17 protein-coding genes and 1 riboswitch are annotated in these 21014 nt (G+C 63.7%); of the genes, 15 read left to right on the plus strand and 2 right to left on the minus strand.

The window, feature by feature from the left end; translation table 11 throughout:
* Positions 1-37 precede the first annotated feature (37 nt).
* Positions 38-2179, minus strand: a complete 2142-nt coding sequence (gene yccS / locus SADO_RS12300; protein WP_353111771.1) for a YccS family putative transporter — start codon at positions 2177-2179, stop codon at positions 38-40.
* Positions 2180-2382: 203 nt separating this feature from the next.
* Here yccS and SADO_RS12305 point away from each other — a divergent pair, with 203 nt between their 5' ends.
* From SADO_RS12305 to SADO_RS12360, 12 genes are all read left to right on the plus strand, one after another.
* A complete protein-coding gene (locus SADO_RS12305) occupies positions 2383-3111 on the plus strand; it encodes a sulfite exporter TauE/SafE family protein (RefSeq protein ID WP_353111773.1) in 729 nt (242 codons plus the stop codon).
* A gap of 445 nt (positions 3112-3556) precedes the next feature.
* Complete coding sequence (locus SADO_RS12310; RefSeq protein WP_353111775.1) at positions 3557-5665, plus strand: carboxy terminal-processing peptidase; 2109 nt, start codon at positions 3557-3559, stop codon at positions 5663-5665.
* Between the two features lie 247 nt (positions 5666-5912).
* On the plus strand, positions 5913-6587 hold the full coding sequence (gfa, locus tag SADO_RS12315) for an S-(hydroxymethyl)glutathione synthase (RefSeq protein ID WP_353111777.1): 675 nt from the start codon (positions 5913-5915) through the stop codon (positions 6585-6587).
* A 103-nt stretch (positions 6588-6690) separates the two neighbouring features.
* Entirely contained in the window at positions 6691-7521 is an 831-nt protein-coding gene (locus tag SADO_RS12320) for an HAD family hydrolase (protein WP_353111779.1), read from the plus strand.
* A gap of 203 nt (positions 7522-7724) precedes the next feature.
* Positions 7725-7840: riboswitch (guanidine-I (ykkC/yxkD leader) on the plus strand.
* 60 nt (positions 7841-7900) lie between these two features.
* Complete coding sequence (locus SADO_RS12325; RefSeq protein WP_353111781.1) at positions 7901-8971, plus strand: putative urea ABC transporter substrate-binding protein; 1071 nt, start codon at positions 7901-7903, stop codon at positions 8969-8971.
* Between the two features lie 70 nt (positions 8972-9041).
* Entirely contained in the window at positions 9042-9869 is an 828-nt protein-coding gene (locus SADO_RS12330) for an ABC transporter permease (protein ID WP_353111783.1), read from the plus strand.
* On the plus strand, positions 9866-10639 hold the full coding sequence (locus tag SADO_RS12335; RefSeq protein ID WP_353111785.1) for an ABC transporter ATP-binding protein: 774 nt from the start codon (positions 9866-9868) through the stop codon (positions 10637-10639). Before SADO_RS12330 ends, SADO_RS12335 begins: the two co-directional genes overlap by 4 nt.
* The gene (locus SADO_RS12340; protein ID WP_353111787.1) at positions 10636-11358 is read left to right on the plus strand and encodes an urea amidolyase associated protein UAAP1; all 723 of its coding nucleotides are present in this window, start codon (positions 10636-10638) and stop codon (positions 11356-11358) included. The genes SADO_RS12335 and SADO_RS12340 overlap by 4 nt, the downstream gene beginning before the upstream one ends.
* Before the next feature lie 22 nt (positions 11359-11380).
* On the plus strand, positions 11381-12019 hold the full coding sequence (locus tag SADO_RS12345) for an urea amidolyase associated protein UAAP2 (RefSeq protein WP_353111789.1): 639 nt from the start codon (positions 11381-11383) through the stop codon (positions 12017-12019).
* Positions 12020-12107: 88 nt separating this feature from the next.
* Positions 12108-15716 carry an urea carboxylase gene (gene uca, locus SADO_RS12350; protein ID WP_353111791.1) on the plus strand — a complete coding sequence of 1203 codons (3609 nt, stop codon included), beginning with the start codon at positions 12108-12110 and terminating at the stop codon, positions 15714-15716.
* A gap of 809 nt (positions 15717-16525) precedes the next feature.
* Positions 16526-17575 carry an isopenicillin N synthase family dioxygenase gene (locus SADO_RS12355; RefSeq protein WP_353111793.1) on the plus strand — a complete coding sequence of 350 codons (1050 nt, stop codon included), beginning with the start codon at positions 16526-16528 and terminating at the stop codon, positions 17573-17575.
* A 2-nt stretch (positions 17576-17577) separates the two neighbouring features.
* A complete protein-coding gene (locus tag SADO_RS12360; protein WP_353111795.1) occupies positions 17578-18243 on the plus strand; it encodes a hypothetical protein in 666 nt (221 codons plus the stop codon).
* Between the two features lie 43 nt (positions 18244-18286).
* On the opposite strand, the gene SADO_RS12365 is transcribed toward SADO_RS12360, so the two are convergent.
* On the minus strand, positions 18287-19171 hold the full coding sequence (locus SADO_RS12365; protein ID WP_353111797.1) for a glycine betaine ABC transporter substrate-binding protein: 885 nt from the start codon (positions 19169-19171) through the stop codon (positions 18287-18289).
* Between the two features lie 201 nt (positions 19172-19372).
* Between SADO_RS12365 and SADO_RS12370 the strand changes: the two genes are divergently transcribed.
* The 3 genes from SADO_RS12370 to SADO_RS12380 all read left to right on the plus strand — a co-directional run.
* A complete protein-coding gene (locus SADO_RS12370; protein WP_353111833.1) occupies positions 19373-19816 on the plus strand; it encodes a YtoQ family protein in 444 nt (147 codons plus the stop codon).
* A 41-nt stretch (positions 19817-19857) separates the two neighbouring features.
* The gene (locus tag SADO_RS12375) at positions 19858-20622 is read left to right on the plus strand and encodes a DUF3750 domain-containing protein (RefSeq protein ID WP_353111799.1); all 765 of its coding nucleotides are present in this window, start codon (positions 19858-19860) and stop codon (positions 20620-20622) included.
* A gap of 83 nt (positions 20623-20705) precedes the next feature.
* On the plus strand, positions 20706-21014 hold a 309-nt coding region (locus SADO_RS12380), incomplete at its 3' end, for a hypothetical protein (protein ID WP_353111801.1).

The raw sequence follows: 21014 nt of genomic DNA on the forward strand, positions 1-21014 counted from the left end.
CGGGCAAGCGCTCTATCGAGCAAACGCGGCGAAAAGCTCAGGCCGTCAGCATCTGACCGATGCGGCGTAGTTCCGGTAGCGTGTCGATGAGCAGTTTCAACTGCATGGCAATCAGACGCCGCGTCGGCTCGTCGTCCGCCGGCCAGTCGCCGAGCGCAGTGCGTAGCTCGGCCTCGCGATCGCTGTCCACCGGCATCCGTTCGTTGCGGATCAGCGCATAGCCCGACTCTTCCAGACTGTCGGCAATATAGTCGACCGCCTGTGCCAGCAGGTTGTTGCCGGTCTGTTCGGCCAGCACCGCGCGATGGGCGCCCAGGGTCGACAGATGCCCAATGAGCGTCTGGGCACAGGTCAGTACGGCCAGCGCCTCGCGGCTATCTGTTCGCGCGCCGTGCGGGTCCCGCAGGGCGACTGCCACATGCGTGCTCACGGCGGCGTCGGCGTTGTGCGCGTCGCGGCGCGCGATACGGTAGTCGAGATCGTCACGCTTGCCGCTTCGGTACTGGGCAAAAATCGCCCGCAGATAGCGACTGTGGGCCGACAACGTATCCGCCAGCAGCTGATGCAGTTCCCGCTCGCGCCAGTCGGGCAAGACCAGCAGCATGACGGCCGCGGCTATCGCGCCGCCGATCACGGTATCCACGAGCCGGGGCACGATCAGATCGAAGCCGTTGCCGACCTGATTGAAAGCCAACAGCACGAGCACGCTGATCGCTGCAGCCGCAATAAGGTATCGCCGAAACCGCGTGGCAAAGAACACCACGCCGGCCGCGACTGTCAGCAACAGCTGGATTTCGGGCGACGGGAACAATCGCAACAGAGCCCAGCCAATGATCAGCCCTATGGCCGTTCCGCCAACACGCTGGGCGAAGCGCAGACGGGTCGCGCCATAGTTCGGTTGGCAGACCAGCATGGTGGTCAGCAGAATCCAGTAGCCCTGTTCCGGGTGCACCAGATTGAGCACGATATAGCCGGCGAGCATGGCAAGGCCCAGACGCAGGCCGTGACGAAAGCGTGCCGAGGCCGGCGTGAGTTGTACGCCGATGCGCCGCCAGCTCTCGGTCAGCGATGCCGGACCCGGGTTCTGCAACACACTATCGGGCCAGGCGTCGGCGGGCGCCCGCCTTGCCGTGACCTGGTCGGCCAAGACGTGCAGGTTGTCGCGCAGTTCGGTCACCGCATATTCCAGATCATGCGCCGGGGCCGTGGGCGTGCGCTGTTGATATGCCACGGCCGCCTCGAGATCCTCCAGCGCTTCGTCGACCGGCTCCGAATCGCGGAAGCCGTCGCCGACTCTCAGCGCGCTGCCGCGAGACCGGCACGCATTGCCCATGCGGCGCAGCAGGCGTTCACAGCGAAACATGAGATCGCTATGAAAGAACGCCTTGGTGAGCGCCTGATACGGATAATGCGACGAACTCGCGCGCTCGTGGATGTCCTGCGCGGCCAGATAGAGACGCAGGTTCTCGTCCATCGCCGAGCGCGAGCGCCGACCTTCCAGCCGATCGATCAGCGCCAGACGCGTATCGTTAAGCGCCGCAACGACCCGAGCATTGATCTGCGCCAGGGCCATGCGCTTGCCTGCGATATCGGGCTGGCGCACCGGTTCGAACAACCGCGCCTTGCCGTCCAGATAATCACCGAGCGCATCGTAGAGCCGCCCCAAGGCGTGGCGTACCGGCCGATGCACGAAGATGGCGTTCCACGATAGCGCCAGCAGCCCGTACCAGGCGGCACCGGCGACCAGAAGCATCGGCTCGCGCCAGAACGGCGCATCGGGCATGGCGTGCTGATCGACGCCGATCATGGTGTAGACCGCCAGCAACAGCGTGGCGTTGGCAATGGTGGCGTAACGGCCGCTGACCGCGCCCATCATCACCAGCACAAAACAGCCTGCGAACAGCGCGAGTCCGAACAGCCAGGGCTGCTCGAAAAGCCCTTCCACCGTAAGGGCCGCGAGACTGAAACAGGCCAGCGTGACGATCAGTGCCGTGGTCCGCTTGCGCCAGCTGTCGTCGGTTTCGGCAATCGCACTGGCGATCACGCCGAGCAATAGCGGGATCAACTCGTGCGGGTTGTCGCGCAGACCGGTGTAGAAGATCACCCCGCTCAGGGCGACAAGCACACGCAGGCTGTCGGCCAGGCGATCGAGAGCGGCGATATGTTGCAGACGAAACATGCGCAGCGAGTGACCGAAACCACGGCACCTTCGACAAACCAGAACGCTCATCTTACCGATGCATCGAATCGATGGCCGACAGTCGGCCACGCCGGCCCGCGAAGCCTGTCGTCATACGGGAGCGATACGCTATATGCCACAGACACGAACGGGTACCCTTGCGCGCTCTGTGCAGCGCGACCATCCATCCACGAGACACGGCTTTGCAGATCCTACTTTTCAACCTGGCCGCGCTGGCGGGCGCCTGTGCGCAGGGGCTGACCGGGTTTGGCTCGGGCACGCTCACCGCGACGCTGCTGGTGATGATGTTCCCGTTCCGGGAGGTGATCCCGGTCGTGGCCATGGTCGTGCTCGTGCCCAATCTCATGCTCGCCTGGCTGACCCGCCACGAAATGGACTGGCGTCGCGGGCCGATCGCCGCCGTTGGCCTGTCGCTGGGTATTGCCATCGGCGGCCAGCTGCTCGCGGTACTGCCGCCCGAGCTGCTGCGGCGCGGCCTGGGCGCGGTGATCCTGATCTATGTCGCACTCATGCTCTGGCGCACGCCCACGCCCGCCGAGGCGCCGGCGCTGTCGCGGCGCGACGATGCGGGCCTGGCCGGCTGCGGCCTCATGGCGGGCGTGATCGTCGGTGCAGTGGGCGTTTCACCCATTCCCCTGCTGATCTACGTGAGCCTGCGCTATCCCAAGAAGATTGCGCGCGCCGTGCTGACGATGGCCTTTCTGTTCGGCACCATCACCCAGAATGTCGTCTATTTTCAGCTGGGCCTGCTCAACGGCGAACTCGCGCTCATGGCGCTGCTCACCGTACCGGGCATCGTCGCCGGAATTCTTGTCGGGCATCGCATGCACTACAAGATCAATCAGAAGACATTTTCCCGCGCGCTCGCGCTGATCCTGTTATTGCCGGCAATGCGGCTGGTCATCGGCTGAAACGCCACGGTCGCCATCGCCGGGAGACAAGCCGTAGTCTGGCCGTGCAGCGCCTGCGCAGGTACTGGCGCGCTACCGGGCGTTAAATATCAGGGCAGCATCGATGTCGCTGGGCTGGCAGAATGCTATGCCGTTGAACGCACGCGGCTTTTGCGTGGCAAGCGCAAAACGCGCGCGTCGGGATTCTTCAGGCTCCCCGGGGCGGGGCAGCCGGGACCGGCGGTTCGCTCTTGTGAACCGTCTCACCTGACTGTTGTCGGGTGAATAAGCGATGCATTCGACCAAAAGATCCGTATTCTTCCGCTCCGGATTGCGAGAAAAATTCGTGTATCGTGAATTCGGCGCGCGATAATGGCGGTACACAATAAATCTGCGGTAGCGCCTTGGCGCAGCCGGCGGATTCGTACGCACGGGCTGCCGATTCGGCCAACCAATGAGTTCCTTCATGCGCAAGCTTGCACTGTTGTTATTGATCGTTCTGTTCGTCTTCACGCAGACCGGATGCGCGGCGGACTCGCCTGCCGATCCCGAGCCGGTGCCCGACGCGGGCGGCGGCACAGCCGAGGGCTATACCCCTCTGGTGCCGGACGATAACCAAGGCGAGATCGACCGCGAGATCGTCAAGCAGCTGCAGCAGAACCACTACAACAAGGTGAAACTGGACGACGCCTTCTCGGAGAAGTTCTTCAACGCCTATATCGAAGAACTCGACGGCACCCGCGGCGTGTTCCTGCAGGACGATATCGAGCGCCTGCGCGACAAGTATGTCCACGCGCTGGACGACGAGCTGAAGAAAGGCCAGACCCGCGCAGCCTTCGATATCTACAACACCTACCAGAAGCGCCGCATCCAGATCGACCAGTGGGCCCTCGACCGCATCGCGCAGGGCATCGACAGCCTGAATATCGAGGACGACGAGAGCTTCGACGTCGACCGCGAGAACGCGCCCTGGCCGGCCAATGCCGAAGAACGCGCGACGCTGTGGACCCAGCAGCTGGAAAACCAGGTCATCAATCTCAAGCTCAACGATCTCGACACCGCCGAGATCGAGAAGCGCCTCACCCAGCGCTATTCCAACGAGCTCAAGCAGCTGCGCCAGACCGAGCCCATGGATGCCTTCTCGGCCTATATGGACGCCTACACGCACAGCTACGACCCGCATACCGACTACTTCTCGCCGCGCCGCTCGGAAGACTTCAACATCGACATGAACCTGCAGCTGCAGGGCATCGGTGCCGAACTGCGCAGCAAGAACGGCTATGCCGAGCTGGTACGCCTGATTCCCGGCGGGCCGGCGGCCAAGTCCGGCAAGCTCAAGCCCACGGATCGCATCATCGCGGTCGGCCAGGATGACGACGGCGAATTCACCGACGTGGTCGGCATGCGGCTGGACGAGACCGTGCAGCTGATTCGCGGCGAGAAAGGCTCGACCGTGCGCCTGCAGATTTCACCGGCCGACAACAGCCAGACCAAGACGGTCACGCTGGTACGCGACAAGATCGAGCTCAAGGATCAGGCCGCGCGCAAGCAGATCATCGAACTCGATCGCCAGGGCCAGCAGGTGGACGTCGGTCTGATCACCCTGCCCTCGTTCTATAACGGCACCGCCAAGGACGTGAAGAAGCTGGTCGAGGAACTCAAGAAGAACGAGGACCTGGCCGGCATCGTGCTCGACCTGCGCAATAACGGCGGCGGCGCGTTGGGCGAGGCCATGAAGCTCACCGGCCTGTTCATGAACTCCGTGCCGGCAGTCCAGATTCGCGATGCGGACGGCAACGTACAGGTGCTGGGCGATCGCAACGACGGGCCGATCTACGACGGCCCGCTGGCCGTCATGGTCAATCGCCTGTCTGCCTCGGCCTCCGAGATTGTGGCCGGCGCACTGCAGGACTACGGCCGCGCGATCGTGCTGGGCGGCCAGACCTTCGGCAAGGGCACCGTGCAGACGCTGATGCCGCTTTCCGAAGGCCAGATCAAGCTCACCCAGGCCAAGTTCTATCGGGTGAGCGGCGAATCCACCCAGGATCGTGGCGTCACACCGGACATCACCTTCCCGGCCGCTATCGACCCGAGCAAGATCGGCGAAAGCGCACTGCCCAACGCCCTGCCCTGGGACCGGATCAAGCCCACCACCTTCCCGTACTCGGATGAGATCACCCAGCTCATGGGGACGCTCGAACGCGGTCATCGCATGCGAGTGGAAGATGATGCCGACTACCAATACCGCGTGAACCGTATCCGCCTGGCCCGTCAACAGACGGAAAAGACGCGGGTATCGCTCAATCTCGAAGAACGGCGCGCCGAGCAGGCCGCACTCAAGCAGCAGAGCCTCGAACTGGCGAATACGCATCGCGAGGCGACCGGCAAAGAGCCGTTCGAGGACTACAAGGCGTTCGAGGAGAGTGAGGAAGGCGAAAGCCCGCAAGAGCAGGAGCTCGGCGCGCATCCCGGTGCCGATCCGGACGAGATCGATGCCTACCAGACCGAAAGCGCCCGCGTGCTGCTCGATCTCGTCGAGGCCTTCATCCGCGAAAAGGAAGCCGGCGCCGCCTAGCCACCGGCAGATCGTGCGGGGCGGGCACCGTCCTGCCGGCACGACACCCCGGCGATTTCTTGCCGGACGGTAGGCGCCACGCATAACAGCGAGCTATGCGTGGCGCCATCAATCCCTATTGGACAGGGTGTTTCTTCAGGTCGATAGTGGTGTTGACCCGCGACACAGCGGGCGGCCTCTTCGCGTGTACTCACGTGAAGAGGCACACATAACAACAACACCGTGCGAGATTCGGCAGGAGAGGAACATGTTCAAGAAGATCATCGACGCGCTTACCGGCAAGAGTCACGACGACACACCGCCCGGCGGTTCGCCGTCGGCCCCGAAAAGCCCGGGCCTGACTTCGGGCGGCAAGCCGTCCATCCACCCTTCTGTCGACGAGGGCTTCAAGCCCGGCAACGACAGCTTCGGCGGCGGCATACTCACCTGCCATTGCAGCAGTGACCCGGTAAAAGTGAAGGTCGCAGCCCAGACGGCCCATAATCACGCCTGTGGCTGCAGCAAGTGCTGGAAGCCTGAAGGCGCGCGCTTTGCAGTGATCGCGGTGGTCTCGCGTGACGCGGTCGGCGTCGAAGCCAACGAGAACAAGCTGGAAATCGTCGACAAGTCGGCCGCGATCCAGCGCCACGCCTGCAAGGCGTGCGGCGTGCACATGTTCGGGCGGATCGAGGACACGAACCATCCCTTCCACGGACTCGACTTCGTGCATACCGAGCTCTCGGACGAGGCCGGCTGGTCCGAACCGCAGTTCGCGGCGTTCGTGTCGTCGATCATCGAGACCGGCGAGAACCCGGACAACATGAGCGCCATCCGCGACCGCCTGCGCGAGTTGGGCATGCCGCCGCACGACGTGCTCGCGCCCGGACTGATGGACGCCATTTCGACCCACAAAGCCAAGCAGTCCGGCGCCCTGCCGAGCTGACCGTGAGTTGGCGGCGTTCCGGTCGATCCGGAACGCCGGCGCTTGCCGCCGATCGCGGCTGAGGCACAATCGCGGCGTCATTCATATTGATGAAACGCCGCGCATGAGCATCCTGCAGCTGCCCCACGCCGAACCGACGACCATCCTCATCGACTGGCACGCCACGCTGGTCGACACCCACGACGCCATGTATCACGCCGTGGACGACGTGTTGCCGCGACTCGACGATCTAGGCCTGCTCGACGAACTCCTCGCGCCCGACGAATCCAAGACCATCGAAGACGCGAAGCTGGTCAAATACGTGCGCGACAACCGCGCCCTGCACCCGCGCATCGTCAGCGAACGCAAGATCTCGCGTACCGATATCTTCGAAGTGCTGTTTGGCGACAATCCTGACGCCAAGCGCCGTGCCCACGGTGCTTTCGACGAGTCGTATCGAAAGTACGTCGGCGAAGTCACCCCGCTGGAACCCGACATCCGTGAAAACCTCCAGCGCCTACGCGATCTCGATATCACGCTGGGGCTGATATCCAACCGCAACCGCGAGTTCATGAACCACGAACTCGCGATCGTGGACGGCACCGGCTGGCAGGATCTGTTCGACACCATCACCTGTGGCAGCGACGTGAAACACCGCAAGCCGCATCCGGATCTGCTGCTCAAAGCCCTGGAACAGATCGGCCGCAAACCCGACGAACACATCTGGTATGTCGGCGATTCCACAACCGACGTGGTCGCGGCCAAGCGTGCCGGCGTGGCCGCGGTGTTCTATAACGGCGCCGGCTGGGATCAGGCCTGGATCGACAAGATATTTCCCGGCACCGTGCGTCATCCCCACCAACCGGATGCCGTGGTCGACAGCATCGGCGAGCTGGTCGAGCTCGCCCGCCATATGCTCGCCCAGCATATTCGTGTCGAACGGTCGCAGGATTAGTGCGGCCTGCACGTTCACAGTGCACCCTGACGGTGCATCCGCACACAACGGCCATCCAGGAACATCAGCCTGGAAAAGGCCAGACCCGGCCAAGCCCTTGATTACCAGCGTGCAAAACCAACTGGCAGGGTTCCTGCATTAGCCAGGGCGAAGGAAGTACAAACGGGTACCGGCAGCGCACGCTGTCGCAAACAACCAGGTTTCCAATGGAGCGCTAGGGTTCCGGTTGCTCAAGAACGCAACGACTGGACCGAGAGCACTCGACCTGCCAACCGGCATGCCGGCGCAGGTTACACGGCGGGATAAAAGCCCGGGAGGTCACCGAGCAGCACGCTGCTTGTCGGTACCCCCGTGTCTTTAAGTCGAAACCGGAGGCCTCATGCCCGCCCGCTCCCGTATCGCCCCCCTCGCACGTCTTGCCATCATTGGCGCGCTCGTCCTCGCCCCGTTGGGCTATGCCCATGCCGCCAGCGGCCCGCGCGACAACTTCAGCGTGTGCTGGTCCATCTATGCCGGCTGGATGCCATGGAGCTATGCCGATTCCAGCGGCATTCTCGACAAGTGGGCCGACAAGTACGACATCAGCATCGACTTGGTTCAGGTCAATGACTATGTCGAGTCGATCAACCAGTACACCTCGGGCAATGTCGACGGCTGCGCGATGACCAATATGGACGCGCTCACCCTGCCCGCAGCCAGCGGCGTCGATTCCACCGCGCTGATCATCAACGACTATTCCGACGGCAACGACGGCATCGTGCTCAAGGGCAGCGACGATCTCGCCGACATCGCGGGCCGCAAGGTCAACCTCGTGCAGTTCAGCGTCTCGCACTACTTCCTGGCACGGGCGCTGGAAAGTGTGGGCCTGTCCGAACGCGACGTCGAAACGGTGAACACCTCGGATGCCGATATCGTCGGCGTGTTCGTCAACGACGATGTGGATGCTGTGGCCGCGTGGAATCCGCAGCTGATGAGCATTGCCGACATGCCCGACGCGCATGTCGTATTCACCTCGCACGAAATCCCGCGCGAAATCCTCGACATGATGGTGGTCAGCACCGAAACGCTGAAGGCCAACCCGGACTTCGGCAATGCGCTGGTCGGCGCCTGGTACGAGGTGATGGAAAAGATCGCTGCCGGTGACGAAGCCGCGCTGTCGGCCATGGCCGAGGCGGCCGGTACCGACCTGGCCGGTTACAAGAAGCAGCTCGAAGCCACGCATCTGTATACCGACCCGGCAGAAGCCGCGAAGCTCATGAAGAGCCAGGAACTGCTCGACACCATGCAGCGCGTTGCCGAATTCAGCTACAAGCACGGCCTGCTCGGCGCGGGCGCGCCCGGCCCGGACTTCGTCGGCATCGAGAACCCGGCGGGCGTTTACGGCACGCCGTCGAACGTGCAGCTGCGTTTCGACCCGACCTATACCGAAGGCTACGACAAGGCGCAGTAGCCCGGCATGAAACCGGCCGCGGCGTTCACTCGCGGCTGGTCGCCGGCCCGATCTTTCCAAGGACCTTTCCATGAAGCGCCTGATCAATCTCAAGCCCAAGCGCCCGGCACGCGTCGCACTGGCTCTGCTGCCGTTCATGCTGATCGCCTTCGTCTACCTGAGCGCCTCCAGCGCGCGGCTGGCGGAGAACCCGAACGACCGACTGCTGCCCTCGCCGGCCGCAATGGGCGAGACCTTCTACGGCCTCGCCACCGAGGCGAACGTACGTACCGGCAGCATTCCGCTCTGGGCAGACACCTTCGCCAGTCTCGAGCGACTGGGCATCGGCGTCGCAATCAGCGCGCTGGCTGCCCTGTTCTTCGGCCTGTTCAGCGGTGGCCTGCCCCTGTTCCGGGCGCCGTTCTCGCCGCTGATCACCGTGGTCTCGCTGATCCCGCCGCTGGCCATTCTGCCGATTCTGTTCATCGCCTTCGGCACCGGAGAGCTGGCCAAGATCGTGTTGATCGTGATCGGCATCACGCCGTTTTTGATCCGCGATCTCACCGGTGAGGCTTTACGCCTTCCGGACGAACAGCGCATCAAGGCGCAAACGCTGGGTGCTAATTCCTGGCAGGTGATGCTGCGGGTGCTGCTGCCCCAGCTCACCCCGCGCCTGATCGCCGCGACCCGGCTGGCGCTCGGCAGTGCCTGGCTGTTCCTGATCGCCGCCGAAGCGATCGCCGCGCAGGAAGGCCTCGGCTATCGCATCTTCCTCGTGCGCCGCTATCTGGCAATGGACGTGATCCTGCCCTATGTCGCGTGGATCACGCTGCTCGCCTTCATCATCGATCAGGCCCTGCTGTGGATCTCGCGCTGGTCGTTCCCCTGGTACCACGTCGACGAAAAGGCAGCCGGATGAGTCTCGTTCAAGCAAAAGGCCTCGAGAAACACTACGGCGACGATGTCGTGCTCGAGCGACTGAACTTCTCCGTCGAGCCGGGAGAGTTCGTGACGATTGTCGGGGCCTCGGGCTGTGGCAAGACCACGTTCCTGAAGATGCTGCTCGGCACCGAATCGATCACCCGTGGCCAGCTGCTGGTCGACGACAAACCGATCCCGGGCGAACCCGGCCCGGATCGCGGCGTGGTGTTCCAGAAATACTCCGTTTTCCCGCATCTGACCGTGCTCGGCAACACCATCATCGCCGAAGAACTGTCGCGCTCGCATGTGTTCGGCAAGCTGTTCGGCGCCGGTCGGCGCAGGGCCAAAGAAGCAGCCATGGAACGCCTCACCCAAGTGGGCCTGCAGCACGCGCTCGACAAGTATCCGCACGAGCTGTCAGGCGGCATGCAACAACGTCTGGCCATCGCCCAGGCGCTGATGATGAAGCCGCGGATTCTGCTGCTGGACGAGCCCTTCGGCGCGCTCGACCCGGGCATCCGCCAGGACATGCACGAGCTCGTGGGCAAGCTCTGGCGCGAACAGAAGCTGACCATCTTCATGATCACCCACGACATCGAAGAAGCCTTCGCGCTGGGTACGCGCGTGTGGGTCTTCGACAAGTGGCGTGACGATCCGCAGGCGCCGCAGGCCTACGGCGCCACCATCACCTACGACCTGGACGTGGAACGCAACCGCGAGGACGCGCCTTCCCAGGCCACGAAACTTCAGGAGGACATGACATCGTGAGCGAACCCGCCTATCAAACGCACCTGCCCGGCGGCCAGCACTGGTCGCTGCGCCTGCGTCGCGGTACCACCATGACGCTGACCGCAAGCGAGCCCGACACCAACGTCGGCCTGCTCATGTACAACCCGGAGAACCTGCTCGAACGGCTGAACCTGCCGGACAGCCTGAAATGTCAGCACACCTTCAAGCTGACCCGCGGCAACTGCCTGTATTCGGATATGGGGCGGATCTTCGCCTCGATCATCGAGGACGATCTGGGCTGGCACGATCCGGTCGGCGGCAATCTCCACGCCGGCCACATGATCGACAAGGGCTGGCAGCCAGTGAGCTTTCAGGCTGCGCTCAATGACTGGACCCAGACCGGCCACGACAGTTTCCTGATCGAACTGGCCAAGTACGGCCTGGGCAAGCGTGATCTCGCCGCCAACCTGAATGTGTTCTCCAAAGTCGCGGCCGACGACGACGGCCATCTGTCGTTTGTGCCCGGCCACTGCAAGGCCGGCGATTCGGTCACGCTGCGTTTCGAGATGGACACGCTGGTCGCACTGCACACCTGCCCGCACCCGCTCGATCCCGCCGCGGAATACCCCAAGCGCGGGGTGGGTATCGCGCTCGGCACCGCCGCCGCCCCCGACGAGAACGATGTCTGCTGGCAGCACTGCGACGAGAACGCGCGCGGCTTCGCCAACAACCGTCTCTATCACCTGGGCGCCGGCTGAAACCATCGACAAGGAGCACGCCATGACCATCGCAAGCCAACAACGCGAAGAAAACGCGATCTTTCGCCAACTCATCGATGCCGGCGACCACTACATCGGCACCGTCAAAGCCGGCCAGACGATTCGTATCGTCGATGTCGAAGGCAACGAAGCCGCCGACACCCTGTTCTTCAACGCGAACGACCCATCCGAGCGCTACAGCGCGGTCGATACCGTGCGCGAACAGGGCAAGGTCTATCTGACCACGGGCACCGAGCTGCGCTCGAATCTCAACAACGTGATGCTGATGATCAGTGCCGATACCTGCGGGCGCCACGACACGCTCGGCGGCGCCTGTGCCAGCGAGTCCAATACGGTGCGCTACGACCTGGAAAAGCGGCATATGCATTCCTGTCGCGACAACTGGATGCTGGCGATCGCCAACCATCCCGAGTACGGCATCACCAAGCGCGACATCGCCCACAACATCAATTTCTTCATGAACGTGCCGGTCACCGCCAACGGCGAGCTGTATTTCGACGACGGCATCTCCGGACCCGGCAAGTACGTGGAGATGATCGCCGAGATGGACGTCGTCGTACTCATCTCCAACTGCCCGCAGCTCAACAACCCCTGCAGCGGCTTCAACCCGACGCCACTGGAAGTGCTGATCTGGGACTGATCGGCATTGCCGATCGCGACCGGCGCCGGGACGACCCGCGCCGCCGACGACAAACCGCGGGACGACCCGCCGTTGAAGGCATTGCCCTATGTTTTCCAAAGTCCTGATCGCCAACCGCGGCGCCATCGCCCGACGTATTCAGCGCAGCCTGAAGGCCCTCGGCGTGGCCTCGGTGGCCGTCTATGCCGAAGCCGATCGCGATGCCCTGTTCGTGCAGGAGGCCAACGAGGCCTACTCGCTGGGCAGCGGCGGTGCGAGCGATACCTATCTCGATCGCAACCGGCTGCTGGCCATCGCTGCCGAGTCTGGCGCCGAGGCGATCCATCCCGGCTACGGCTTTCTCTCGGAGAACGAGGATTTCATCGCTGCCTGCGAAAAGGCCGGCGTGGTTTTCCTCGGCCCGACCGCAGAACAGGTGCATGCCTTCGGCCTCAAGCACGAGGCCCGCAAGCTGGCCGAGAACGCCAACGTGCCGCTCGTGCCCGGTTCCGGGCTGCTCGACGACGTCGCCGAAGCCCGGCAGCAAGCAGAGCGTATCGGCTACCCGGTCATGCTCAAGTCCACCGCGGGCGGCGGCGGCATCGGCATGCAGGTCTGCGAAACGGAGGGCGAACTCACCCGCGCTTTCGACTCCGTACGCGGCCTAGGCGAGCGCAACTTCGGCGACGCCGGCGTGTTCGTCGAAGCCTATATTGCCCGAGCCCGTCATCTGGAAGTCCAGATCTTCGGCGACGGCGAAGGCAAGATCGCCGCCATCGGCGAGCGCGACTGCTCCACGCAGCGCCGCAACCAGAAAGTGCTGGAGGAATGCCCGGCACCGGCTCTGCCCGAGGCTGTACGCAACGCCCTGCTCGATACCGCCGTGCGCCTGGGCGAGGCCGTGAACTATCGCAGCGCCGGCACGGTAGAGTTCATCTACGACGCCACGCGCGAAGATTTCTTCTTTCTGGAAATGAACACGCGCCTGCAGGTCGAGCACGGCGTGACCGAAGAAGTCTACGGCGTGGATATCGTCGACTGGATGGTGCGTCTAGGCGCCGGCGAACTGAGCGACTTGGATGCCCTGACTGCCAACCTCATTCCACGCGGTCACGCCATCCAGGCCCGGCTCTACGCCGAAGATCCGCACCAGGATTTCCGTCCCAGCGCCGGGCTCCTCACACAGGTCATATTCCCAACCGGCGACGATCTGCGTATCGATCATTCCATCGAAGCCGGGCTGGAGATCTCGCCGCTGTTCGACCCCATGCTGGCCAAGGTCATCGTGCATTCGACCGATCGCGATACGGCACGCGCCCGCCTGGCCAAAACGCTGGAAGACAGCGCCGTCTACGGCATCGAAACCAACCGAACTTGGCTGGCCCATGTGCTGGCCGACGAGCGTTTCGCGACCGCGGATATCCATACCCGCTGGCTGGCCGACCTGGAATGGTCGCCGCCGACCATCGAAGTGCTCGATGCGGGCACGATGACGACCATTCAGGACGTGCCCGGACGCACCGGGCACTGGGACGTGGGTGTGCCGCCGTCCGGTCCGTTCGACAACTGGTCGTTCCGTCTCGGTAACCGCCTGCTGGACAATGCGCCCGACGCGGCCGGTCTGGAAATCACCCTCACCGGTCCGACGCTGGGCTTCAATCGCGCGACCCAGATCGTGATTGCGGGCGCGCCGATCGCGGCCACGCTGGACGGCGTCGAGATGGCTGCCTGGCAGGTGCTCGACGTCGCCGCCGGCGCCGAACTCAAGCTCGGCAAGATTAACGGCGGCGCGCGTTGCTATCTGCTGATTCGCGGCGGTATCGACTGTCCGGCCTATCTGGGGTCGCGTTCGACCTTCACGCTCGGCCAGTTCGGCGGCCATGCCGGGCGCGCACTGCGTAGCGGCGACGTGCTTCCGCTGGCGCCGCTCGACGCCGTCGAATCGCGCACGCTCGCCGCCGATCTCCAGCCCGAATACGGCACGCCCAACGAGTCCGGGCGCCACTGGCAGGTCGCCGTGCTTTACGGCCCGCACGGCGCGCCGGATTTCTTTACCGAAGACGACGTCGACACCATCTTTGGCCACGACTGGGAAGTCCACTTCAACTCCAACCGCACCGGCGTGCGCCTTATCGGCCCGCGCCCCGAATGGGCACGCGAGGACGGCGGCGAAGCCGGCCTGCACCCGTCCAATATTCATGACAACGCCTACGCCTTCGGCACGATTGATTTCACCGGCGACATGCCCGTCATCCTCGGCCCGGACGGCCCTTCGCTCGGCGGCTTCGTGTGTCCGGCCACGACCGTGCGCGCCGAACGCTGGAAGCTCGGCCAACTTGCAGCGGGCGATACCGTGCGCTTCGTACCCGTCTCGCTCGACACCGCGCGGGCGCTCGAAGCACGCCAGAAGACCCTGCTGGCGACCCTCGACGAAACGCCGAAGCCGGCGTTCGCCGCAGACCGCGACAGCCCGATCCTGCGAGAACTTGATACCGAAACCGCCGGCGAGCAGCTGGTCTATCGCCGTGCCGGCGACGACTTCCTGCTGATCGAATTCGGCGAGATGCAGTTGGATATCGCGCTGCGTTTTCGCGCCCACGCTTGGATGCTGTGGCTACAAAAGAACCCGCTCGACGGCATCGCTGAACTCACGCCCGGCATCCGCTCGCTGCAGATCCACTACGACCCGAACGTGCTCTCACTCGATGCGCTGCTCGCCCATCTGGAAACCGCGGAACGCGAGCTGCGCGACGTCGAGGACCTGGCCGTCGAATCACGCGTCGTGCATCTGCCGCTATCCTGGGACGATCCCGCCTGCCAGGAAGCCATCGACAAGTATCAGCGCAGCGTACGTCCGGATGCACCCTGGTGCCCGAGCAATCTCGATTTCATCAAACGGATCAACGGCCTGAACAGCCAGGACGATATCCGGGATATCGTGTTCAACGCCCGTTATCTGGTCATGGGTCTCGGCGATGTCTATCGCGGCGCGCCCGTGGCCACCCCGCTCGACCCGCGCCAGCGCCTGGTCACGACCAAGTACAACCCGGCGCGGACATGGACGGCCGAAAACTCTGTAGGCATCGGCGGCGCCTATCTGTGCGTGTACGGCATGGAGGGCCCAGGCGGCTACCAGTTCGTTGGTCGCACGCTGCAGATGTGGAATCGCTACCGCGAGACCCCCCACTTCGAGAAGCCGTGGCTGCTGCGTTTCTTCGATCAGCTACGGTTCTACGAGGTCAGCCACGACGAGCTCACCGAGATCCGCCGGGAGTTCATCCACGGGCGGTTCGATCTCAAGACCGAGACGGTCAAGTTCTCGCTCGCCGAACACGAAGCCGCGCTCGAACCGGTCCGCGACGAGATCGCCACGTTTCGCGAACAACGCGAACAGGCGTTCCAGGAGGAAATGGCGCACTGGCGCGCCAACGGCCAGTTCACCTTCGAGGACAACACGCCCGAAGTCAGCGAAACCGCGGAGCTGGCCGCGAACGAGACCGGCGTCGACAGTCCGGTCTCCGGCAGCCTCTGGAAATTGCAGGTCGCTGAAGGCGATGCCGTCGAGGACGGTCAGGTCGTTGCCCTGGTCGAGTCCATGAAGATGGAAGTCGAAATCGTCGCTCGTCAGGCCGGCCGTATCGCGCGCCTGCCAATTGCCGAAGGCGGGGCCGTGGCTGCGGGCCAGCCGGTGGTGATTCTCGATACCGACGATGCTTGAAAAACGACACGAGGCTGAACGTAGAACCGTTGATTCTATGCCACGAGTCTTTCGGCACTCACGAGTTAGTCGGACCTTTTGTTTCGCACTGCTGTGCGACTCACTTTCGTTTGCTTGTCCAAACAAAAGTAAGCAAAGGAAAGGACACCCGGATTGCGCGCCGACGCGAAGCGCGTCGGTGCACTGCGATGCTCACGCCGAAGGGATGCGGCCAGAACTCGGATCGCTTTGGCGATCCTCAAACAGGCTGGCCGCACCGGCGCAGTGCGCCGGACACCCTTCGGCCCTGCGCTTCTCGTCGCTCCACACGGGGCCCGAATACAGTCAACCCGACCCGAAGTGTTTCGGTAGACAAGCTGTCGAGTGGAAATTGGATCCAGCGACTTGGCCCGGTCAGATTCGCCTTCGGCGCCGTCCGACCCAAAAAACCGCTGAGCGATCTTGGCGAGCGCAGGGAGCTTGTCTTCATTGGGTTCCCTTGGCCAAGCGCCGAGCAGCGGAGCACGGCCGGGGATCAAGCAGCCGGGTGTCTGAGTCGCGCGCAGCGCGGCGAGTTCCGGCTGCGCCCCGGCCGGGCGAGCAGCGCAGGGTATCGGCGCGTAGCGCCGACGCGAGAGAGGGTGTCTTTTTCTTTGCTTCCTTTCTTTTGGACAAGCAAAAGAAAGGGAGTCGCACAGCAGTGCGAAACACCAAGTCAAAGCGCCCACCGAAAGCTGAGGCAACTTCACACACCGCCATACCCATTTGAAAACTCGAATTGCCAGCGCTCCAACAAGCGATGCAACAAAGCACGAATTCAGAGGTTTGATATGAGCACCCGCCAACCCACCGCCTTCGAATCCATCCCCGCCATCGACATCGCCCCGCTGTTCGGCAGCGATACCGCGGCGCAACAGGCGACGGCCGAGGAACTCGGGCGCGCGGGCCGCGACGTCGGTTTCTTCTACGTCGTGAACCACGGCATTTCCGAGTCCTGCCAGCAGGCGCTTTTCGACCAGACCAAGCGCTTCTTCGACCTGCCATTCGAACGCAAGATGGAGCACTACATCGGCAAGTCGAACAATCACCGCGGCTATGTCCCCGCCGGTGAGGAAGCCCCGGATCCGACCAAGGCCGACGCCAAGGAAGCATTCGACCTGTCGTTCGAACTGTCGGGCGACCACCCTGAGGTGCGCGCAGGCACGCCGATGATGGGCGCCAACGTCTGGCCCGATCTCGACGGCTTCGCCGACGACGTCTATGCCTATTACCGGAACGTGTTCGACGTCGGACGGGCCCTGATGCGCGGCTTCGAACAGGCACTCGGCCTGGAAACCGACGCCCTGCTGGGTAGGGTCAACGAACCGCCGAGCCAGCTGCGCCTGATTCATTACCCCTATGATCCGAACGCCACCGACGCCCAGGGCATCGGCGCGCATACCGACTACGAATGCTTCACCCTGCTGCGCCCGACCGCACCCGGCCTAGAGGTGATGAATGGCGCCGGCGAATGGATCGACGTGCCCTACCGCAAGGATGCACTGATCGTGAACATCGGAGACATGCTCGAGATCTGGACCAACGGGGCGTTCGTGGCCACCTCGCACCGGGTACGTAAGGTCAAGGAAGAGCGCTACAGCTTCCCGTTGTTCTTCGCCGCTGATTACCACACCGAAGTGGCGCCGCTGCCGGCGATGTTGGACGACGGCGACACGCCGAAGTACGAACCGCTGGCCGCGGGCGATCATCTTTGGGCGCAGACGATTCAGACCTTCAACTACCTCAAGCAACGGCTGGCGGCTGGTGAGATCGAACTGCCGGACGGCGCCCGAGGCGCCGGCACGCTGGGCCAGCACGCCCGCCACAAGGACGACGTCTGATCATGGGGCACGTACCGCTCCGCTATCACGGTCTGTGGCAACGCACGCTATATGCCGAACCGGCCAACGGTGAGCCTACGTACGTCGACCGCGATACACAGGTGTACTGGCTGCAGGCGGGCGACTGGCATGCAGACCTGCGCGTGCCCGGCGAGCGACCCGATTTCAGCGGCGTCGGTTCGCTGGACGATTGCAGCCACGAACAGTTGATCTGGCTCGCCGGGCAGACGGCGTTCGCCGGCATCACCCGTGTCGAGGGCCACTTCTGCAGCTGGCACCGGCTGGTCGATCTGTCGCCAGGGCTGGAGAAGGACCTTGGCGTCATGCGATTCGTCGACGAAAACACCCTCGAAGAGCGTCAGCCGGTGGGTCGCTACCGGGAACTCTGGTCGCGTGTATCGCAGAACAGGAAAGCCGAGCCGATCGTGCAATTCGATGCCGACGGCCTGCCGGCCTGGCTCGAATACGGCGATCACGCCATGGCTGTCACGGCCCGCGCCGGCATCGCCCCCGCGCACGATCTGTTGGCCGATCCAGCAACGCTCACAACAACTGTTCTCCGGGAACGCACTGCGCTGGAAATCAGCTTCGCGGAACGCGCAGACGACGGCTGGCAGATCAGGCTATCGACGCTGCCCTGGCTCGAAGGCCGCTCGATCGCCGGCTGAAAACACCAGCCATGCCTAGGGCCGATGTCGAGCCGCGCATCGATCAGTGTGTCGCGCTCTTGCCGGTCCATTCGGCAATCACTTCCGGATGTTCGTCGATGAATATCTGGGCCGCTTCCTTGTAAGACGTCGCTTCGGCATTCACCAGCATCGTGTTGATCTGATCGAGGCTGTAGTGCATGCGCTTGAGCATGGCGTGTACGTCGGGCTCGCTCTTGGCGAGGCCTTTGCTCGCAATCGCGTCCACATGCTCGCGCCCGCCGAGCAGGCCTTCAGGATCGTCGAGATAACGCAGGTCGAAGCGTTCCCACATCCAGTGCGGACTCCAGGCGGTGACCGCAATCCATTCCCTGTTGTCGATCGCGCGTTTGAGTGCAGCCGTCATCGCTGCACTGCTGGCGGTGATCAGACGATAGTCGTCGTCGAGGCCGTAGCCGTCGATGGTTTCCTTGGAGACCTGCATCAGCCCGGCGCCGGCAGAGATGCCCTGAATCGTGCCGCCGAGCTTTTCCTGCACTTCGGGTTTCTTCATGTCTGCGATGCTCGACAGCTGATCTTGCGGCACATAGGCGGGCACGGCCCAACCCAGGCGCGCGCCGTCGAACAGCTCACCCAGGTTGTCGACGTCCTTGCCCACGCGATCCATGTAATCGCCGTGGGTGCGCGGCAGCCAGGCGACGAGGAACAGGGAGCGGTCGTCCTTGGCGACGCCCAGAAACGCCGGGCCGACCGACACCGTCTTCAGCTCGACCGGCACATCGTATTCGGACTCGATGACGCTTTTCGCCACATGGCTCATCACCTGCCCTTCGGCATACTCGTCGATATAGATCCGGATCGGTTCCGGTTCGGCGGCCGAGGCGGTAGTGACCGACGCCACAGCCAATACGAGAGCCGCGGCAACAAGCACAAAAGATAAACGCTTCATGGCGATAGCTATCACTGGGGTTCGCTTAACGGTTACCCGAGTGTTCGGGATATGGATGCGGGCCGCAAGGCAGGCGATAGCGAGCACACGGCTGTTGCAGTAGGCTTTGGCGCCCTCGACCTTCGTCCGGGCGGCGCTCCGCCGGCTCGGGCCATCGAAAAAACTCGACAAGGATTGCGAATGAGCACCCACGCCACCGCCATGCACTGGACGATCTATCTCTCCGGCGAGATCCATACCGACTGGCGCGACCAGATCCGGGCCGGCGCAGAAGCGCGGGACCTACCGGTCACCTTCGTCTCCCCGGTCACGGATCATCCGGCCAGCGATGCAGCCGGCGACGTTCTCGGCAAGCCGGACAACGGCTTCTGGCGCGACCACCAGTCTTCAAAGGTCAACGGCATCCGCACCAAGAGCCTGATCGAGAACTGCGATATCGCCATCATCCGTTTCGGCGATCAGTACAAACAGTGGAACGCCGCCTTCGACGCCGGCTACTGTGCCGCGCTCGGGCGCCCCTACATCACCCTGCACGGCGAAGACATCGTCCACCCGCTCAAGGAAGTCGACGCCTCTGCCATGGCCTGGGCGCAGTCGCCCGAACAGGTCGTCGACGTGCTCGAGTACGTGACGATCAAGGCCTAGACCGCAGGCCGCCCCGCTCGCCCGGTAGCAATCGCCCACACATGAACACGGCAAAGCGGTGGCTCGTCGGCCTGCTGATTATCATCGGCCTGGTGGCGTCCGGCCCGCTGCTCATGCTCGCCAGCGACGAGATCCGGCTCGGGACGCCCTGGCACGCCGCAGACCGCTCGACGGCTGGGCTCGCCCCGGCCGCGGCCGATACGCCACAAGCCGTGGTTCAGGTCTACGCCGCCCGCGCCTTCAGTTGGCGCGGCCTGTTCGCCGTGCATACCTGGGTTGCAACCAAGCCGGCCGGCGCGCAGACCTACACCGTTCATCAGGTCACCGGCTGGAACAGCCCGGCGCTGACCTCCCGAATCGGCATGCCGGACCGCCGCTGGGTCGGCGCCACACCGGATATGTTGCTCGACCTGCGCGGGCCGGTCGCCGAGCAGGCGATCCGCAGCATCGAGAAAGTTCTGCCGCAGTATCCGTTTCCCGATTACCGGATCTGGCCCGGCCCGAACAGCAATACGTTTACTGCGTGGCTTGTCCGACGGGTCCCGGAACTGCAGGTCGAGCTGCCCTCGACCGCGATCGGCAAGGACTATCTCGCCGGCGACCTGATCAGCGCAGCACCGAGCGGCACCGGATACCAGCTGTCGCTATATGGTGCTGTCGGTCTGCTCATCGCTTGGGACGAAGGTATCGAGATCAACCTGTTCGGGCTGGTCTGGGGGATAAATCCAACCCATCCAGCACTCAAATGGCCCGGACTCGGCACGATTACATCCGACGACATCTATCCGCGAGAGCAGGAACTATAGCCGGACTGCGTTACTCGTAGGCCGCCGCGCCGCGTGAACATGCCAGTAATAGTGCATACCCTGTATCCGCAGGTCGCGCGTACGTGGCCCGCTATACGTTTCTCACGCTGCTGGTCGCAGCACTGGCATTGACCGCCGTCGGCCTAAGCATTTCCGACCGGCTCCAACCCGGTCGTTTCACCGATCTGCCGCTACGCCCCGCCGCGGGGACACTTGCCGCCGTGCTCGTCGCCTGGCTCGCCAGCCGTACCGTCGATCGGGTGGCAGACGGTCTGAACGAAGGCCGTTATCGCTGGCAGCGGCGGCTTCGCCACATGCTGCGCGTCGAGCACGACGAACGCTTTCGCGAGGCAGAGCTGTTCGCGGCCCTCATCCACGTGCTGATCTGGCTG

It is taken from the genome of Salinisphaera dokdonensis CL-ES53 (assembly GCF_040361215.1).
In the GTDB taxonomy this organism is placed as follows: Bacteria; Pseudomonadota; Gammaproteobacteria; order Nevskiales; family Salinisphaeraceae; genus Salinisphaera; species Salinisphaera dokdonensis.

What these genes read in the sequence shown, in the direction of transcription:
- yccS (WP_353111771.1), bottom strand. Translation starts at nt 2,179, where the DNA reads ATGTTTCGTCTGCAACATATCGCCGCTCTCGATCGCCTGGCCGACAGC.
- SADO_RS12310 (WP_353111775.1), top strand. Translation starts at nt 3,557, where the DNA reads ATGCGCAAGCTTGCACTGTTGTTATTGATCGTTCTGTTCGTCTTCACG.
- gfa (WP_353111777.1), top strand. Translation starts at nt 5,913, where the DNA reads ATGTTCAAGAAGATCATCGACGCGCTTACCGGCAAGAGTCACGACGAC.
- SADO_RS12320 (WP_353111779.1), top strand. Translation starts at nt 6,691, where the DNA reads ATGAGCATCCTGCAGCTGCCCCACGCCGAACCGACGACCATCCTCATC.
- SADO_RS12325 (WP_353111781.1), top strand. Translation starts at nt 7,901, where the DNA reads ATGCCCGCCCGCTCCCGTATCGCCCCCCTCGCACGTCTTGCCATCATT.
- SADO_RS12330 (WP_353111783.1), top strand. Translation starts at nt 9,042, where the DNA reads ATGAAGCGCCTGATCAATCTCAAGCCCAAGCGCCCGGCACGCGTCGCA.
- SADO_RS12335 (WP_353111785.1), top strand. Translation starts at nt 9,866, where the DNA reads ATGAGTCTCGTTCAAGCAAAAGGCCTCGAGAAACACTACGGCGACGAT.
- SADO_RS12345 (WP_353111789.1), top strand. Translation starts at nt 11,381, where the DNA reads ATGACCATCGCAAGCCAACAACGCGAAGAAAACGCGATCTTTCGCCAA.
- uca (WP_353111791.1), top strand. Translation starts at nt 12,108, where the DNA reads ATGTTTTCCAAAGTCCTGATCGCCAACCGCGGCGCCATCGCCCGACGT.
- SADO_RS12355 (WP_353111793.1), top strand. Translation starts at nt 16,526, where the DNA reads ATGAGCACCCGCCAACCCACCGCCTTCGAATCCATCCCCGCCATCGAC.
- SADO_RS12360 (WP_353111795.1), top strand. Translation starts at nt 17,578, where the DNA reads ATGGGGCACGTACCGCTCCGCTATCACGGTCTGTGGCAACGCACGCTA.
- SADO_RS12365 (WP_353111797.1), bottom strand. Translation starts at nt 19,171, where the DNA reads ATGAAGCGTTTATCTTTTGTGCTTGTTGCCGCGGCTCTCGTATTGGCT.
- SADO_RS12370 (WP_353111833.1), top strand. Translation starts at nt 19,373, where the DNA reads ATGCACTGGACGATCTATCTCTCCGGCGAGATCCATACCGACTGGCGC.
- SADO_RS12375 (WP_353111799.1), top strand. Translation starts at nt 19,858, where the DNA reads ATGAACACGGCAAAGCGGTGGCTCGTCGGCCTGCTGATTATCATCGGC.